The organism is Bacteroidota bacterium (assembly GCA_016706255.1).
GTDB lineage: Bacteria > Bacteroidota > Bacteroidia > Chitinophagales > BACL12 > UBA7236.
Genome location: JADJJZ010000003.1, coordinates 765,917 through 784,122 on the forward strand (window position 1 = coordinate 765,917; position 18,206 = coordinate 784,122).

Genomic DNA, 18,206 nt, shown 5'->3' on the forward strand with positions numbered 1-18,206 from the left:
ACAAACAATGAAAATACCTGTTGGAACAGCGGTGGTAATTCTCGAAAGCGGGGAAACAGGCATAATTGCATATTATGATGGCAATACGGCATTCATTGATGTGGATGGCGATACTGTGCAGGCCCATGCTAAAGATATTGAGCCGGTTGCCAGTTTCGGAAAAGCACCTGTCAAACAAATAAATACCGATACACCAAAAAAATTCGACAGTATTGAAGAAGGTTTGCTCATTCAATTTGCAGCTGTCAGAAATATGGCCGGCGAACTTACGCGATTCGATTTGTCGTTAGTAAACAATACTCCATCCAATATATTATTTGAATATCAGTTTCATGTTTTTGGCGCATCACCAATTACCATAAGAAAAGAGCTGAATAGTGCAGCAACAATTAAACTGCATGAATTTAAAAGAGACCAGTTAAATGATGCCCCCATGTTTGTAGTTAATTGCTGGTTAAAAACAGAAACGGGTGGAACCAAACCTTCCGTAACAAAAGAAATAAAATTAAAAGCAAAACAATATTTTGCAAAAATTGATAGTCCGGAATTTAAGCAGCAGGATAAATTTGTTTTAGAAGTAGCAAAAGAAATTGAACCCAAAGTAAAAAAGGTACCCATTGTTGAAGTAGAAAAAGATGATTTCTTTTTTGAAAAGAAAAAAATTCCGGCTCAACACGAATTAATTGTTAAAGCAGAAATGCCGGATTTTATCGATTTACACGCTGAAAACTTTTTATCAGGCTATCAACAAATGGAAGCAAACGATATTTTATTTCGACAAATTAGCCACTTCAAAAACTTCTTAGAAAAAGCCATTCGATATAATCTCCATAAAATTTATGTTGTGCATGGTATCGGTAAAGGGGTATTAAAAACAGAAATTGAAAAGGTGTTAAAAAAATATCCTGAAGTAAGTTCTTATAATAATGATTTCCATGCCCGATTCGGCTTTGGTGCTACAGAAATATTTTTGGATTAAAATTTGCTGTAATTTCGTGTTAATTCTAAAAAACACATGCTGTTTTTTGAATAAATTAAGTCGAATAACAATAAAAACGTTCTTTAAAGAAATTCCTGTAAGCCGTTCTATCGCTTCGCAGTAATGCGGAGAGGAAAGTCCGGATAACACAGAGCACCGCAACACCTAACCGGTGTGTATCCGCTCAGGCGGGTAACGGAACAGTGCCACAGAAAATAACAACCCCAAAGTAGATGTCACTGCGTGGCATCACTTCGGGGCTAAGGTGAAAACGTGAGGTAAGAGCTCACGGGTATTTATGGTAACATGAGTATCGGGTAAACCCTGCGGGTTACAATGTCAAATATGCCGGAGTAAAAGAAAAGCGGCTCGTTTTAATCTTCGGCGGGTAGACAGCAAGAACCTGGTGGTGACGTCAGGTCCAGATAAATGATAGAAACTCAAACAGAATCCGGCTTATGAGTTTACAGGGATTTTTTTAATGAACGTACAATAATATGCAAATCGGTAACCAAATATTAATTTGCCCTTATTGTGGTCAGCCTACAAAAGTTGTTTGGGTGCATGGGCACGGACAATGTATGATTTGCAAAACAAATTTTGATGAATGTTGCAGAGGTGAAACTACTGATGAAACATTTAATCAAAAAGAAGAAACCGAATCAGAAAAAGAAAAAAATAAAACGAATAACAACACCACTACACAAAATGAAAACAATTAAACCCGCCATTACTTTTTATTATTAATTATTTCAGGTGCGCTATTTGCACAAAACCCGGTTACATTTATTCCGCCTGATCCTGCAAAAGGTGGACCAGCAGCGGCGCCGGTAAAAACAGATACCATAATCACCGTTCTTGATGCAGCAAAAAATTATCGCAGAGTGGTGGTATTACAAAATGATATTATGGTGCAGGATGGTTGCTGGATTGGAAAAAATAAAACAGGAAAATGGTATAATTATTCACCTACCGGATTACTCATCAATTTAGCTGAATATGATAACGGTGTTAAATCCGGTATATACATGGAATTCGATAAAGGTGGTGCATTAGTTGTTCAGGAGGCATATAAAAATGATAAATTGGATGGCGAACAAAAAAAATATGCTTTTGGTCCCGGTGGCAGAATTTTAAAAAGCAGTTATTCCTATACAAATGGAAATTATAACGGCACCTGTACCGAATATGCAGATAATGGATTAATCCGCTCTCAAATTCAATATAAAGACGGTAAAAAACATGGTATCACGAAGTGGTATTATACCAATGGAAAAATAGCCATGATGCAAACCTACAGCAATGATATGCTCAACGGCCCGCAAAAAGTTTATAATCAGCAGGGAGGCGTTAGCAGCGAAGGAGATTATGCCCAAAATATGAAATCCGGCATCTGGAGCGAGTTTTATGATAACGGTAAACTGAAATCGCAAGGCGCTTATAAGGCAGATGTTAAAACCGGTATCTGGAAATATTATGATGAAAATGGTACTGTAATAAAGACAGAAACTTTCTGAAAAAAACTACAAAATTTATTTTCTCTGTCCAATAAATTATATTTACCTTCGTTTAGTTTTGTGTACGAACACTGTACACTAACTTAAACTTTTTAACAATTAAATTAATTCAACAGCATGCAGGTTTCACGCGCTTTGCAGGCTGTAAGTGAACACTTAAACGAACAGAATGGCTAACATTTTATTAATTGATGACGAAAAAAGCATCAGAAAAACCCTCAAGGAAATACTTGAATATGAGGGTTATGTAGTAGACGAGGCCGGCGATGGTGCCGAAGGCCTTCGTATGATTCAGGAAGGTGATTATGATATCGCCCTTTGTGATATTAAAATGCCAAAAATGGATGGCATGGAAGTGCTCGAAAAAGCACAAATCAGCAATCCTGATGTGCCTTTTATCATGATTTCCGGTCACGGCACTTTAGAAACTGCTGTTGAAGCGGTAAAAAAAGGCGCTTTTGATTATGTGGCAAAACCACCTGATTTAAATCGACTTCTCATTACCATTCGCAATGCGCTCGATAAATCGAATTTAATTACTGAAACAAAAGTATTAAAGCGCAAGGTTACCAAAACCCGCGAAATAATTGGCGATTCACCGGCTATTCAAAAAATAAAAGAAACTATTGAACGTGTTGCCCCAACCGATGCCCGCGTATTAATTACCGGCGATAACGGAACAGGTAAAGAACTGGTTGCGCGTTGGATTCACGAAAAAAGTAATCGTGCAAATGGCCCTTTAATTGAAGTAAACTGCGCTGCAATTCCAAGCGAATTAATTGAAAGCGAATTATTCGGTCACGAAAAAGGGGCATTCACCTCTGCCATCAAACAACGTATCGGAAAATTTGAATCTGCTAATGGCGGAACATTGTTTTTAGACGAAATTGGCGACATGAGCCAAAGTGCACAGGCAAAGGTATTACGTGCATTACAGGAAAATAAAATCACCCGCGTTGGTGGCGATAAAGAAATTCCGGTTGATGTTCGTGTTGTTGCTGCAACCAATAAAGATTTAATTAAAGAAGTGGAAAATAATACTTTCCGCCTCGATTTATATCACCGCTTGAGTGTAATCCTCATTCATGTTCCTTCGCTTAACGACAGAACTGATGATATCCCATTATTATCAGAACGTTTTGTAAAAGAAATTTGTGAAGATTATGGTGTGCCGAAAAAAGTAATTACACCAAAAGCCATGATGGAAATTATGAATATCAACTTCACCGGAAATATCCGTGAGTTGCGTAACGTAATTGAACGTCTGGTAATTTTAAGCGAACAAAAAATTACGGAAGAAGATGTAATTAATTATGCGCAATCACCAAAAAGTGGTGGCAGTCCGAAAGATTTATACGAACGTTTCGAAAAATTCCAGGATTTTAAAGACCATATCGAAAAAGAATTTATTTTACATCGCTTAAATAAAAATGCCTGGAACGTTTCCAAAACTGCTGAAGAACTCGATATTCAACGCAGTCACCTGTATAATAAAATTGAAAAATATAACCTTAAACGCGACTAATCATGTCAAAAAAACAAGCTGAAAAAAAACAGGCTACTCAGCAGGTAAAAGAAGAATCCGTCGCTTCAACCGCACTCAATATAGTTATAGGAATAATAATAGTGGCTATTATGGCATTAATTATTATTTGGATGATCCGCGATTTGTTGTAAAATAATTATAGCATTTATTTAATCCTGCACTGAAAGGTGCGGGATTTTTATTTACCGCTCCACCACAACCACCTTCCCCTCAATAGCAAGAATACTATTTTCAAACACCGTTTTTGCTTCTTCAAGCAATGGTCTTAAATCATCGTACTTAGAAGAAAAATGTCCGATCATTAATTTATTTACTGCAGCAAGTGAAGCCATTTGTGCAGCTTGTAAGGTTGTGGAGTGAAAAGTATCTGCAGCGCGTTGTTCACCGGCAGCATCAAAAGTGCAATCGTGATACAATAAATCTACACCTTTTATTTGTTCAGCCATTGCTGGATTTAAAGCCGTGTCGCAACAGTAGGCATAAGCGCGTGCACGTAAAGGATCCAGCGTAATATCTTTATTTAAAATCCGTTCTCCGGTTTTTTCATCGAGCTTCCTTTTTTTATTTCCGGAATTAATTCAACAGGAATATCCAACTCATGAAATTTTTCACGATTTATTTTTCTTTCCCGCTGCTTTTCCCGAAATAAAAATCCAAGGCAATCAATTCGGTGTTTTAATACAATGGTATCAATTGTAATATCTTCACCATCAAAAATTGTTTCCGAACGTGTTGGGTCAAGTGCACGAAAAACTAATTCATAACATAAATCAGTTTGCCCAACTTGCAATTGTATTTGCAGAATATCAATTAATGCTTGCGGCCCACAAATATATAATGGCCTGTTGCGTTTTAATAAATGATAAGTGGAAACAACTCCAATTAATCCGAAATAATGGTCGCCGTGTAAATGGGAAATAAAATATGATTGATTTTCATCCACTTAATGCCCAGCTCGTTGAACCGCATTTGCGTGCCTTCACCGCAATCAATCAAATATAATTTATCGTTGATATTTACCACCTGAGCACTTGGATGTCGCCCATGCGCAGGTATGGCACTATTGCTCCCGATAACGGTTACCGAAAACGACATTATTTATTCTTCGCCTATTTCGCGTTCAATTTCTTCCATTAAAATGAAGTCTGTAGCCTCACTTTCGGTAGGCACCACATTCAAAATGGTATCCAGTTGCGATATCTTGATCAGCTTCACGGTAGAGTCGCCACAGCCGGTCAACACAAAGGTGCCATTCGACTCTTTACAAAGGCGGTGACCAATTAATAGGGCACTCAACCCGGAAGAATCGATAAAATTAACGTCGCTCAGGTCGCAAATAATGTTGCGAAACCCTTCCTGGTTAAGGATTACAAGCTCACTTTTCAGGTTGGCTGATATAATAGAGTCCAATTTAGGCTCATCTAGCTTAAAAATGCAATAACGCTCTTTTTTGTCTACTGTAAACTTCATACTGTTGTTATTAGGTGTAAAAATAAACTTTACCCTGCGAAGGTAAGTAATTAAAATTTTTTCCAAATTTGTTAGTCAATTAGAAAACACCGGGAAAGGGAATTTTATTTGGACTGTAACGTTTACACTAAAACGACAATCAAGTCACAACTTTATCACAACTTTCCTTGTTATTTTGTCAGGATTGCAGGGATGGTTCAAAATTTGAAAGAAAGATATAATGGACGCAAAATTTTCTCCAAAAGTAAAAGAAGTGATCTCTTACAGCCGTGAAGAGGCGCTGCGACTGGGACACGACCATATTGGGCACCGAACATTTACTGCTCGGACTGATACGTGATGGCGACGGTCTTGCCATAAAAGTGCTGATGAGCCTCGACGTAGATATCGCCGTACTGCGCAAAACGGTGGAGGATGCCATAAAGGACAAAACCTCACGCCAGCCTTTTAATGCAGGCAGTCTGCCGCTTACCAAACAAGCTGAAAAGGTGCTCAAAATAACTGTGCTCGAAGCCAAAGTGCTCAAAAGTGATACAATTGGCACTGAACATCTCATGTTGTCTATCCTGAAAAACAAGGATAATATCGCAACACAGATTTTAGGACAATTTGACGTGGACTATGACGTATTCCGTCAGGAACTCGATTATGTGCGTCAGGACAAAGGTTTAAAAGATACGCCTCCAACCAACCAACAGGAAGATGATGGTTTTGAAGAAGAGGATAAAGGCGACCGTGGCTTTAATGTGCCACGCAAACCGGGTAATGCAAAATCAAAAACGCCTGTGCTCGATAATTTTGGCCGCGATGTAACTCGTGCTGCCGAAGAAGGTCGTCTCGACCCGATTGTTGGCCGTCAGGAAGAAATTGAACGCGTTTCGCAAATCTTAAGCCGACGCAAAAAAAATAATCCGATTCTAATTGGTGAACCGGGTGTGGGTAAAACTGCAATTGTGGAAGGTTTGGCACTGCGCATTATTCAGCGTAAGGTATCACGTGTGTTATTCGACAAACGTATTATCATGCTCGACCTTGCAGCATTGGTTGCAGGAACAAAATACCGCGGTCAGTTCGAAGAACGTATGAAAGCAATTATGAACGAACTCGAAAAAAATCGCGATGTGATTTTATTTATCGATGAAATTCATACAATTGTCGGAGCAGGTGGAGCCAGTGGTTCGCTTGATGCATCCAATATATTTAAACCGGCTTTAGCACGTGGTGAACTCCAATGTATTGGTGCCTCAACTTTAGATGAATATCGTCAGTACATTGAAAAGGATGGTGCTTTAGATCGTCGTTTCCAAAAAGTATTGGTTGATCCGCCTTCACCTGAAGAAACAGTTGAAATTCTTACAAATATTAAATCGAAATATGAAGAGTTTCACAATGTAATTTATTCAACTGAAGCAATTAAAGCTTGTGTTACTTTAAGTACAAGATATATTACCGACCGTTTCCTTCCGGATAAAGCCATTGATGTTTTAGATGAAGTTGGTGCACGCGTGCATTTAAAAAATATTCACGTGCCAGATGAAATTGTAAAACTCGAAGGCCAGATTGAAGAGATTAAAGAAGAAAAAATAAAGTAGTAAAAAGTCAGCGTTACGAAGAAGCAGCAAAATTGCGCGATACTGAAAAACGTTTGCTCGAAGATTTAGATAAAGAAAAACGAAATGGGAAGAGCATGTTAAAAGTGAACGTTATCCGGTTACCGAAGATGATATTGCAGAAGTAGTAGCGATGATGACCGGTATACCAACCAAACGCATCGCTCAAAGTGAAGGCATTAAATTGGTAGGCATGGGCGATGAATTACGTCGCGGTGTTATTGGTCAGGATGAAGCCATTCTTAAAATTACACGCGCCATTCAACGTAACCGTGTTGGATTAAAAGATCCGAAAAAACCAATCGGTACCTTTATTTTCTTAGGTCCTACTGGTGTTGGTAAAACAGAATTGGCAAAAGTGTTGAGTGAATATTTATTCGATTCAAAAGATTCGCTGGTGCGTATCGATATGAGCGAATACATGGAAAAATTCAGCGTGAGCCGCTTAATTGGTGCGCCTCCGGGATATGTTGGTTATGAAGAAGGTGGTCAGCTTACTGAAAAAGTACGCAGAAAACCATATAGCGTAATTTTATTAGATGAAATTGAAAAAGCACATCCGGATATTTTTAATATTTTATTACAAGTATTAGATGATGGTATGCTTACTGATGGTTTAGGTAGAAAAATTGATTTCAAAAATACCTTAATCATTATGACTTCTAATATTGGTGCACGTCAGTTAAAAGATTTTGGTTCAGGCGTAGGATTTTCAACGCAGGCAAAACAATTGTCGCAAGATGAAAATAATAAAGGTGTAATTGAAACAGCGTTAAACGCACCCTTCTCACCTGAGTTTTTAAATCGTATCGACGATGTGGTAATATTTAATTCATTAAGTCGCGAAGACATTTTCAAAATTATCGATATCACTTTACGCGATGTAAAAAACAGACTGGAAACATTAAATTACAAACTCCAGTTAGAAGACAGCGCAAAAGAATTTTTAAGCGAAAAAGGTTACGACCCGCAATTTGGTGCACGTCCTTTACACCGCGCCATTCAAAAATACCTGGAAGATCCGCTTGCAGAAAGTATTCTTTCCGGTAAATTTAAAGAAGGTGATACCATAGTTGTTGAATACGACAAAGATGCAGCAGGCCTGATTTTAAATCCTGCCGGCGAAAAAGACAAAAAGAAAAAAGATAAAGGCAAAGACAAAAAAGAGGAAAAAGAAGAAGAAAAAGCCTAAATCATTTTTTTAAATAATTCAAAATCCTGCAATTTTTTTGCAGGATTTTTTTTTGAAGCACATAGCTTGCAGTTTCTCACAACCCGCGCCCCTGCTTTCCGTTCCAATCTTTGCTGAAAAGCGCAAAGGATTTCCACTACAATCAGGGCTATAAATAACCCTGCGCTGCCACTTACCCGGCCTTGTCAAAAAAAGAACAAATTGATTTATATCATAACGCTCTGCGCAGTCTCCGACTGCGCAGCCGAACCCGGGTCTCCCGACCCATAGGTTCACATTGTCACAAATTATTTTCAATAATCAAAACATTAAACCATACCAATTCAAATAATCATATCTGCGATCCAAAAAAATGTTTAAAAAATTCGAATCATTTTATTTCCAATATTTAATATTTCAATTTAAATACTAAAAGGTAATTAATTATAATTCATTTTTTATAAGTTGCAACACTGTCTTTGAAAGCGTTCCCAAACCCTTGTAGAAACTAGAAAATCCATACTCATTTGTTATAGTCACAAGTTTGCAATTTCGAAATGTATTGTAATAAAACGAGAAAGTTATGACAATTTATAAGCAGAACCAATGCAATTTTGTATAATAAACCTTAAGCTATGAGAACTTTAATTACACTGGCATTGATTTTTGTAATATATTGCACACATGCACAAGTACTTGAAAATGGAGTAATGGACATTAATAATATTGAAGCTCTGCTTAATGCAGACGGAGGCTTGTTTATGGAAGTGGAAGACTTTGATGCATATTTTTATGTGCCTAAACCAACAGATGACAATCCGCCTTCAACTATTTTTTCTGCCGGATTATGGATTGGGGCAACAGATATATCTGGTAATAAATATACAGCGGCACATATATACCGGCAATTCGGGCAGGATTTCTGGTTTGGCCCTGTTGCCATTGATTATACAGATGCTGATTATATTGAAAAATATAATAACGTATGGATATGTGATAAACCTACAATTGAAAATCATATAACTAACTTTGCAACAGCAGGTTACGAAGTTCCGTCTTCAATTGCTTCCTGGCCTGGCAATGGTAATATTGACAATGGTGAATCTGCAATTTTAGCACCTTTTTTTGATTATAATAATAATTTGATTTACGACCCCGAAAATGGTGATTATCCAATTATCAGAGGTGATAAAGCTGCTTATTTTATTTTTAATGATGATGCAGATATACATACTGAAACTGATGGTTCAAAATTGAAATTGGAGTTGCATGGTATGGCTTACGCTTTTGATGCTCCTGCAGACAGTGCATTAAATAATACATTGTTTATTAATTATTCAATCATCAACCGATCATTAATAGACTATAATCAATTTCAAGTAGGTGTTTTTACAGATTTTAATGTTGGTGCTTTCGATGATGACTACGTTGGATGCGACTCTACTTTAAATATGTTTTTGGTTATAATTTGGATAGGATTGATGGTCCAACTACCCCAAGTTATGGTGCATATGTACCTGCACAAGGTATGATTTTTCTTAATCAGTCAATGTACACGTTTAAAAATTACTACAATGACTTTTCAGTAATCGGTACGCCCGTAACAGATGAAGATTTTATTAATTATTTAGCGGGCAATTGGAAGGATGGAACTCCACAAACATTTGGAGGTAATGGCTACGGTGGGTTAATAAACTCAAGGTATGTTTCCTTCTGATATTTTTTGATACATTAGGTTGGTCCGCTGTAACATCTTTAGGAGCACCATCTGATGCTCGTGTGGTTGGAGCTATTTCACCTCAAACATTGTTAAGCAATGATACTTTATGTCTTGACATTGCCTTCCCTTTTGCTATAGCTTATGATGATTTGTATATCGATTCACTTGGATTGGGAAGCAGAGCATGGTATGCTGTTTCAAAATTAAAAGAAAGATCTATCCAGGTTTTAGATTATTATGATACCAACGTTACTGATTGTCAAATTGTTTATGCCAAAAATCCCGATTTTGTTTTGGATATTGAAGACGAAGTTTTATCTGGATATTCTTTGGCTCCAAACCCGGTTATCCAGTCAATAACAATTAATATTGAAGATAAAACAATAGGAGAATGTCAAATTTCAATTTACAATACTGCTGGTGTACTATTACAACAAAGTATTGAAGATGGAAGTCAGCCCATAATGGTTGACATGATTAAATTTCCCCAGGGGATGTATTTGATTCAAATTAAATCAAATAATAAATTGCTTATAAATCACGTAATAAATAAGTTGTAATTCCAAACATTTTTCCGGTTAATATCCCGCTCTGCGCAGTCTTCGACTGCGCAGCCGAACCCGGGTCTCCCTACCCATAGAAAATTTGCCTAACCTCTTAATTTTATTCCTAAAACAAAAATCACCCAAATGACTTTTATCACTCCCCATCAGTAACTTCTGTTACATATTTTCCCAACCAATCCCGATATTTTTGTAAATTGTTCAATCATTTAAATTAATTTACCCTATGCCTAGAATTTTTATCGCTATAATGGTATTATTATATACCAATTACTCTTTCGCGCAATGCGAAGTTGAAATTTCGCCAAGTAGTCCCGTGAATTTATGCCCGGGTGAATCTATTGAATTAACAACAAGTGTTTCTGATGTAGAATTATCAATAGACCAGCAACAATTGTTATACCTCGGTGGTGAAAGTGCGCGAAATTTACCGGGATACAGCACATGGCAATCGTTTACAGCTGGGGTAACCGGAGATTTAGTGCAAATTGACCAGGGCTTTTTTAATGAAATGACAGGAACTGCAACCTTGAATATTTTCACAGGAACCGGAAATGGTGGCAGCTTATTATATAGCGAAACAGTAACTATTTCCGGCGCTGGAAATTTTTGGGAAACATTTATTATTGAGCCGCCTGTTTCGATAACCGAAAATGAAGTCTACACTTTTGAATTAGTTCCTGATTTAGCAGGTGGATTACCCGACCCATATGGCGTTCAGGTTTCCGGACCGGCTGATAATTATGCAGGTGGCAGATGCGAATTCGATGTTACCTGGGATGATGTTTTTAAAACTTATGTAGCTGCGCCAATTTCTTACACATGGAGCACCGGTGAAACAACGGCAGACATTACCGTAAACGAACCCGGAACTTATACAGTAAATATTTCTGATGGCGCAGGTTGTTCCGCAACTGATGAAGTGACTGTAATTGTAACAGAAGTAAATACTGATGTTATTGTAGATTGGAACGTATTAACTGCGGAAGCTGCAGATGCTACTTATCAATGGATTAATTGTGAATTTTATGAAGCTGTTGAAGGTGCCACTAGTCAAACATTTTATCCGGAAGAAAACGCTTATTTTGCTCTTATCGTAACACAAAATGGTTGTACCGACACATCTGATTGTTTTTTCATGCAAATTGAATCGATATTATCATCCAACAAAACCAATATTGTATTAAAGCCAAATCCTGCAACCGATTTTATTTTATTAGAATTTGATGCCACAATTCATCCACAAACAATAGTTACTTATGATATGCATGGTAGTGAAATTCCGGTAACATTCAATAATAATTATGAGGCCAACATTCAAACAATAGCACCCGGTTTATATTTTAGTAAAATAAACCTCCCAAACGAATCCTACATTATTAAATGGATAAAAAATTAATGGCAATACCTTGCCACCGCTCTGCGCAGTCTCCGACTGCGCAGCCAAACCCGGGTCTCCCGACCCATAGGTACCGTATTTAAAAACAATAAAATTCTGTCAATTAATACAGCATAATTAAAAACTTAATTGCATCTCTAATCTATCCCACAATAACCCTAAAAAAACAAACACACAAAACACACAAAAATGATAAATTATTTTTTGCGCATTTTGTGTATTCATTAAATCTCATCGGCTATTTAACACAAATAAAACAGCCTAAAGTTCACTTTAGGTTCTTTATTAAAGAACCTGTTTCAAATCTTATTTAATTAGACTTTTTCATATAATTTTTCACGTATTTATTTTTTTCCTTCGCAGGTAATAAATCGTAATTCACAACTTTACCATCTACATATAAAAAGTCGTCACCCTTTCTTACCGGTGGTTTTGATTTAACACCAAATCCACCTACAAATACAGAATAAAAGAATAACGCACCACCACCAATTTGAGTCATTGTGCCCAACAAATCTGTAGTTTGCCATTCCTGCATTACCTTACCATTTTTAACGTTGCGCATAAATATGCCATCAACGTGCAGGTTTTTTTTGTTTGCCGGAGCGCCCATAAATTTTCCTGTATTTACAACACTGGAAGTAAACTGTATAGAAACAAAATCGCCATCTACAACCAATTTAGTCAAAGACATTTCAAAATCTGAAAATGCTGCACGCATATCCTGCATAAACCCGATGTATTGATCTTTAGTAAATACATATCCATCGCCGGTATATGTAAAATTATCATCCAATAAACCATCCAATTTAGCCCAGTCACCTTCCAGAATGGACTGTGAAACGGCAATTGCTGTTGCTAAGTTTGAAGATTCTTCTGACGTATGTGCTACCTCAGGTATTTTGTTTACAATGAGTTTTGCAGGTTGTTGACCTACTACTTTAAAAGTTGTTGCCATAATTAATAAAATCAAGGTGATAAAATAATTTTTTTCATATTAAAAATTTGAGCAACAAAGGACGAGAGAAAATACACGGCATACAATATACTTACCAAAAAGGAAGTGCTATAGTTTTGGGTAGCGTAATTATTCTATTTACTTTTACATCATGGAAACGTATAAACTTAACGGAACCTTTTTTTATTGCCCTGTTGACCTTACCCTAAGTGTAATAGGTGGCAGATGGCAGGGGCTTATCATCTGGAATTTACGCTCAGGCCCAAAACGATTTAATGAGCTGAAAAAAATACTCGTTGCCATTAATGATAAAATGTTATCACAAACATTAAAAACACTGGTTGAACAAGGCGTTGTTTCCAGAACCGACTTCAAATCAACACCACCACACGTTGAATATCAACTTACCATGAGTGGCCAAAACTTATTGAGCATTTTCGAACAAATGGAAAATTGGGGAAAAAAAATTAGTAATAATTAAAAAAGAAGCGCTCTGCGCAGTCTCCGACTGCGCAGCCGAACCAGGTCTCCAGACCCATAGTTTCATAATAATCAATAAAATCTCCCAACATTAATAATCCATCTCACAACCACCCATTCAAAATCTCCTGAATTTCACTTAACTCCGGCTTTAAATATTCAAAATGCGTAACATGTATATTCCCCGAAACAATATGCTTGTGATTTGCCGGAATAGATATTTTATTAGTTAATTCAAACAATGCGCTCAACACAGGAACAATTGTATCGTTCGTGTAAGCATGAAATATTTTCCTGTCAATTATTCCTTCCTCAATTAACCGTAGAATTTTATTATTTGGCTCGTAATTCGAAGTTATCACATGATAGTTATTTCTATCGAAAACAATTCCGTTTAATTCTTCAATCAAATTACTCTCCAGTTCTAAATCATTTACACCCGGTAAATTAACTATTCCATTTGCTAATGCACCAACTAATTGTTTTAGCGCACCGGCTATTGGAGTAGCACCAAACGGCAAGCTTATAACATTGCTTACCAAGTTCACATAGGATCTTAAATTATTATAATCAGCAATATGGGTCCCTTCATTTGGTGTGCGGTCATAATTAATTTTTTCACCTTAAATGGTGCCTTTGCATCTGCGTTCCAGATTACCTCATTTAAATAACGCGAAACAATTCCACCACGACTACGTGCAATTATTATACAAGATTTATTTTTATTGAAGCCCGCTTTTTTAAATGTGGTATTAATCCATTCAGCGTTTGCTTTAATACCATCTGTAACTGTTGGCATATTAATGCCTATTACATATCTGCAGCATTTTGGAATCAAATTTCCGGTTACCGTATCGTTACCAAAATATTCATCAAACCCTTTTTCTATTTTACTAACTAAACCCGGCAAACATATTAATACAGGTAATAGCGAATTATTAATTTCTTCAACTATTTTAGGTGTTAGTGTATCAACACTCCAGGGATTTAAATTCCCTAAAACACCCTTCGACATGTCATAAACCTTTATCTCATAATCTGTATCAACAATTGAACGTAACCAGGCACGACCCTTTTCAGGAATTTTTATATCTGCCTGCGGTTTTTTCCATTTGAAAATTTTGAAACCAATTTTGAAAATCTTTTTTAAAGGACCTCTGGAACGTGATTTTTGTAAGCCATTTAAATTTATTGAAAAGCCGATTTCATTTTCAAGTTCACTGGAACCAAAATTGCGTTTACCATCTGATGTAGTGCCTGTAGCTCGGGAAACATCCATTCCATAAGTTGTTCGTCATCTTAAAAATGTTTGGTCAATATCATTGCTTGTTGTAATTCAGCTGTATCAATATCACTATTGATATCCAGTTTTGGTGGATTATCACCTCTGGTTGCAATATCCATTACCTCAATTTCAACTTCATCTACCACCCAATTTTGACCGTTTAATTTTGGTTTACTTTTTTTAGCTGAGGTAGTGCTGTCACTTAATCCACGCTTATTTTTTTTACCCGGCTCAATAATATTACACTGCATACCGGAAACACTTATAATAATATCACCGGTTTCTGTGGGCAGAATAATATTACTTTGTCCGACATTTTCAAATGAAATACTGCGCGAATTTTTTGACAATGGGTCATTTGCGTAATTATTACGCAAATTGCGTTTCAAAAAGTCTGAAGCATATGGTGATGTTGCAATAGTTTGATATAATAATTGTAAATCTGCATCACTCAACTGATTCGCATCATTATTTAAATTGTAAGCTAACAACGGATGTAATGCAGGTTCAAGATGTAAGAGTTGTAATACTTCTGTTTGCATCATATTTCCAAGTTGCTCATTAATTGCAGTATCATCAATTCCTCTCCTGCGGAACAGTCCAAATAATTTTTTGAAGAAACCACCCTCATCCATTGCGGGAGCAGCTTTTTTAATTTCTTTAACTAATTCATCAGGATGAAAATCTAGTGCATGCGCAGCTTTTAATAATCCGTTTCCAAAATATTTCCTGTTCGAAGGGTTCGAATTATCTGCTGATTTAAATAAAGCCAGCTTAACAATTTCAACTTTTTTCCACGCGTTTGCTCCTGTGTATTTACTTAACTCTTTTTTATAATATTGAATATATAATGAAGCTGCTGCTGCAACTTGAGGCGTAGCACTCGATGTGCCTCCTCCCGATTGCACATAATATGTATGAATGCCTGCTGCTTTATTTACTAAACGATGAAACCACATTACATTCGGCGTATATCCCGCAATTGCTGTTTTCATTGCTTCATCGGGACCGTAGTTCATTTGCATATATAATCCGCCTTCGCTGCGCAATTTTAAATTTTGATCATAGAGGTAAGGACTATATTTACAAGTAGCACCCACTGCAGCTATAACACGGTCATATCGCGCCGGATATAATAAGGTTGTTGGTAACGCTTTTTTACCACCTTTTACCCAACTATTACCTGCTGCCGATACAATTACAATACCCGCTTCATAAGCACGGTTAACTGCATCCGCCATAATTTGTGTTGGCCAACCTGCCATCGACATCGTTACAACATCACAGTTATTTTTTATCGCATGATCAATGGCTTTCGCAAATGCTTTTCCCGATAATAACACAACCGATTCACCTGCTTTAATTGAAATAATTTTAGCAAACGGATTGCCACCAAAATACCCCGCATATTTTCCATCCGAAATGGAAATATCCACTTTATTTCCGGCGAGTAACGATAAGGTTGCATTACCATGACCCTGCTGTTCAACACCATCAGGCAATAAATTAATGTTCTCATCTTCCGGTGAACCTAAATCGCCGGTGCTTACACTAAATGATGTCGATTTATGTTCATCTAAAAATATTGGACGTAACGGGTGTCCATGTAAATAACCCGTATCAATATGTGCAATGGTTACCAAATCATCACTTTCATCCGAATTAAACCACGGTTGTATAAATCACTGAATACTTTTTGAAAGGCACTGCGCAACTGACTGTAGTTATCTTCTAAATGCCATATAAATTCGTTGTCGGTTTCAACATCCTGAGGGTTGGGGTAGGTAAATAAATATCCTTCATCACTGCGCACACCTCGGTTATTGGTATCTTCAACAGTGGCATCCGTAAATAAAGTTGCAGCATTATCCGGCTCAACAAAATTGATTTTTTTGTCGCTGTTTGCCATTAATAATTGATAAGCTTTATCCCATTCTGTTTTCCCGGGAAGTGATTCAGAAAACACACTTTTATCAACCACACGTAAACTATCTTCTGCAACACCCCTTAAACCACTTTGTGCAGAATGGATATAATTTTCTTCGGTATCCAATATGATACTTTTTATTTTATTGGAAGTTTTATTTTTTGTTTTTGGGGGAGATGCAACAGGATTCGGATTGTCAACTATCGTATCTGTTTTTATTGTTGCGCCAAAGTCAAATATTTTTTGTGTGCTGAATATTTTATTTTTAAACACTTCACTATCATCAATTCGCGGATGTTGATCAGAAGGCATTGCATTTAAAATTCCCTGCAACCAATTTTCATAAGTCAAAGTGCTCTTATCCGAAGTCGCATTAAATAATTTAATTAAATTGCTCGTAAAAATCCCATGACCTAATTCTTCCTGTGCAAATTCTTTATCCTGACAAGCTGCTAATAATAAATAATTTGCGGCGGTTTGTTTTTCATCAATTTTGGTAGTGCGTTGTTGCAAACTTGCTGCCGTCATGCCACGTTCCGATAAAATTTTCGTAACACTGCTTAATGGCACATAACGACGTTTCCGCGTTGGATGCGGATTTGTAATTAATGCAGCTTCAAAAGCAAATACACGGTTTACCGAACCTGAATGACAAGAATCCGAAATTAACACCACATTGGCGTCCGGCACAAATTGCTGAAAGGCTGCTTTTATTTCATCATCCAGCAAAAACTGGTCATAAGTAACCCACGATTCATCAAAACCATCTTCTTCATCGCCATCGGTATCAATAATTGGTGCACCATGTCCTGCATAGGTTACCAGAAAAAAATCACCCGGACCTACTAATTTGGCATATTTGGCAAACGCTGATAAAATTGCACTTTTGGTTGCCGCTTCATTTTGTAATGTTTCCGTATTAAATTGCATTGCCCGCGCCATTTTTTCCATACTCTCCATATCTGCAACACAACCATCTAATACAGGAACATGATTTCCGTAAAAATTCGTGTCCACAAAGTTTATTCCGATATGTAATGCATATCCTTTGCCGATTGTTTTTGTAGTGTCCATAATTATTCGTTTTTTATTAAATGCTAAAGTGTTTTGAATTATATTATTTGCCATCAATAAACCATTGCCATATTTTTCGCTGATATTATTTTGATAGTCGGTTTGATTGCCAATTTTTTTGCACGATTGAATAATAATTTGTTTAGCCTGCTCACGTGTTAATTCAGGCGCAAGCGATAACATTAACGCAGCAATTCCTGCTGCTCCCGGACAAGATGCGGAAGTGCCGTTAAAAAAATCATAAAATTCGCTTTTACTAAATCCGCCATCACCAATAATATCTGCAACGCGCGAACCGAAAGTGGGCTGATTAATATTATCTACCAATGTATAATCACCACTTGGGAAACAACATAATAAGGGCGGTCCGTAATCTGAAAAAACAGTGCTTTCATCTTTATCATTACTCGAACCAATTGCCATTACCATTTCATGTGAAGCATACTGATCATTTTTTAATGGCTCTTTACCATTTCCCGCAGCAAAAAACACCAAACAACCTTTTCC

Annotated in this window: 15 protein-coding genes, 1 other RNA gene and 2 pseudogenes; 11 read left to right on the forward strand and 7 right to left on the reverse strand. The window is 36.8% G+C overall.

Annotated elements, in window-relative coordinates; translation table 11 throughout:
• Positions 1–7: 7 nt before the first annotated feature.
• The 6 genes from IPI65_05100 to IPI65_05125 all read left to right on the forward strand — a co-directional run bounded on the left by IPI65_05100 (position 8) and on the right by IPI65_05125 (position 4,173).
• Positions 8–979: a Smr/MutS family protein gene (locus IPI65_05100; GenBank protein ID MBK7440914.1), complete on the forward strand. Its 972-nt coding sequence runs from the start codon at positions 8–10 to the stop codon at positions 977–979.
• A gap of 94 nt (positions 980–1,073) precedes the next feature.
• Positions 1,074–1,454, forward strand: an RNA gene (gene rnpB / locus IPI65_05105) — RNase P RNA component class A.
• Positions 1,455–1,476: 22 nt separating this feature from the next.
• Entirely contained in the window at positions 1,477–1,701 is a 225-nt protein-coding gene (locus tag IPI65_05110) for a hypothetical protein (GenBank protein ID MBK7440915.1), read from the forward strand.
• A gap of 162 nt (positions 1,702–1,863) precedes the next feature.
• Complete coding sequence (locus tag IPI65_05115) at positions 1,864–2,496, forward strand: toxin-antitoxin system YwqK family antitoxin (GenBank protein ID MBK7440916.1); 633 nt, start codon at positions 1,864–1,866, stop codon at positions 2,494–2,496.
• A gap of 169 nt (positions 2,497–2,665) precedes the next feature.
• Complete coding sequence (locus IPI65_05120) at positions 2,666–4,021, forward strand: sigma-54-dependent Fis family transcriptional regulator (GenBank protein MBK7440917.1); 1,356 nt, start codon at positions 2,666–2,668, stop codon at positions 4,019–4,021.
• Between the two features lie 2 nt (positions 4,022–4,023).
• The gene (locus IPI65_05125) at positions 4,024–4,173 is read left to right on the forward strand and encodes a hypothetical protein (protein MBK7440918.1); all 150 of its coding nucleotides are present in this window, start codon (positions 4,024–4,026) and stop codon (positions 4,171–4,173) included.
• A gap of 51 nt (positions 4,174–4,224) precedes the next feature.
• Here the strand turns inward: IPI65_05125 and IPI65_05130 are convergent.
• Positions 4,225–5,137 (reverse strand): annotated as a pseudogene (locus IPI65_05130) (ribonuclease Z).
• Positions 5,138–5,140: 3 nt separating this feature from the next.
• A complete protein-coding gene (locus IPI65_05135; GenBank protein MBK7440919.1) occupies positions 5,141–5,512 on the reverse strand; it encodes an STAS domain-containing protein in 372 nt (123 codons plus the stop codon).
• 220 nt (positions 5,513–5,732) lie between these two features.
• Here IPI65_05135 and IPI65_05140 point away from each other — a divergent pair.
• From IPI65_05140 to IPI65_05155, 4 genes and pseudogenes are all read left to right on the forward strand, one after another.
• Positions 5,733–8,314, forward strand: a pseudogene (locus tag IPI65_05140) (ATP-dependent Clp protease ATP-binding subunit).
• Positions 8,315–8,928: 614 nt separating this feature from the next.
• Complete coding sequence (locus IPI65_05145) at positions 8,929–9,825, forward strand: hypothetical protein (protein MBK7440920.1); 897 nt, start codon at positions 8,929–8,931, stop codon at positions 9,823–9,825.
• 247 nt (positions 9,826–10,072) lie between these two features.
• Complete coding sequence (locus IPI65_05150) at positions 10,073–10,573, forward strand: T9SS type A sorting domain-containing protein (protein ID MBK7440921.1); 501 nt, start codon at positions 10,073–10,075, stop codon at positions 10,571–10,573.
• A 229-nt stretch (positions 10,574–10,802) separates the two neighbouring features.
• Positions 10,803–11,975, forward strand: coding sequence for a T9SS type A sorting domain-containing protein (locus IPI65_05155; protein MBK7440922.1), 1,173 nt, complete (start codon positions 10,803–10,805; stop codon positions 11,973–11,975).
• A 310-nt stretch (positions 11,976–12,285) separates the two neighbouring features.
• On the opposite strand, the gene IPI65_05160 is transcribed toward IPI65_05155, so the two are convergent.
• A complete protein-coding gene (locus tag IPI65_05160) occupies positions 12,286–12,933 on the reverse strand; it encodes an ester cyclase (protein MBK7440923.1) in 648 nt (215 codons plus the stop codon).
• A gap of 151 nt (positions 12,934–13,084) precedes the next feature.
• Here IPI65_05160 and IPI65_05165 point away from each other — a divergent pair, with 151 nt between their 5' ends.
• Positions 13,085–13,414 (forward strand): helix-turn-helix transcriptional regulator, encoded by a 330-nt coding sequence (locus IPI65_05165; protein MBK7440924.1) that lies wholly within the window; start codon positions 13,085–13,087, stop codon positions 13,412–13,414.
• Positions 13,415–13,517: 103 nt separating this feature from the next.
• On the opposite strand, the gene IPI65_05170 is transcribed toward IPI65_05165, so the two are convergent.
• The 4 genes from IPI65_05170 to IPI65_05185 are packed head-to-tail and all read right to left on the reverse strand — an operon-like array spanning position 13,518 to position 18,194.
• Positions 13,518–13,961, reverse strand: a complete 444-nt coding sequence (locus tag IPI65_05170; GenBank protein ID MBK7440925.1) for a hypothetical protein — start codon at positions 13,959–13,961, stop codon at positions 13,518–13,520.
• An 8-nt stretch (positions 13,962–13,969) separates the two neighbouring features.
• Positions 13,970–14,692 carry a hypothetical protein gene (locus tag IPI65_05175; GenBank protein ID MBK7440926.1) on the reverse strand — a complete coding sequence of 241 codons (723 nt, stop codon included), beginning with the start codon at positions 14,690–14,692 and terminating at the stop codon, positions 13,970–13,972.
• Between the two features lie 20 nt (positions 14,693–14,712).
• On the reverse strand, positions 14,713–16,341 hold the full coding sequence (locus IPI65_05180; protein ID MBK7440927.1) for a S8/S53 family peptidase: 1,629 nt from the start codon (positions 16,339–16,341) through the stop codon (positions 14,713–14,715).
• A complete protein-coding gene (locus tag IPI65_05185; protein ID MBK7440928.1) occupies positions 16,335–18,194 on the reverse strand; it encodes a caspase family protein in 1,860 nt (619 codons plus the stop codon). The genes IPI65_05180 and IPI65_05185 overlap by 7 nt, the downstream gene beginning before the upstream one ends.
• Positions 18,195–18,206 lie beyond the last annotated feature (12 nt).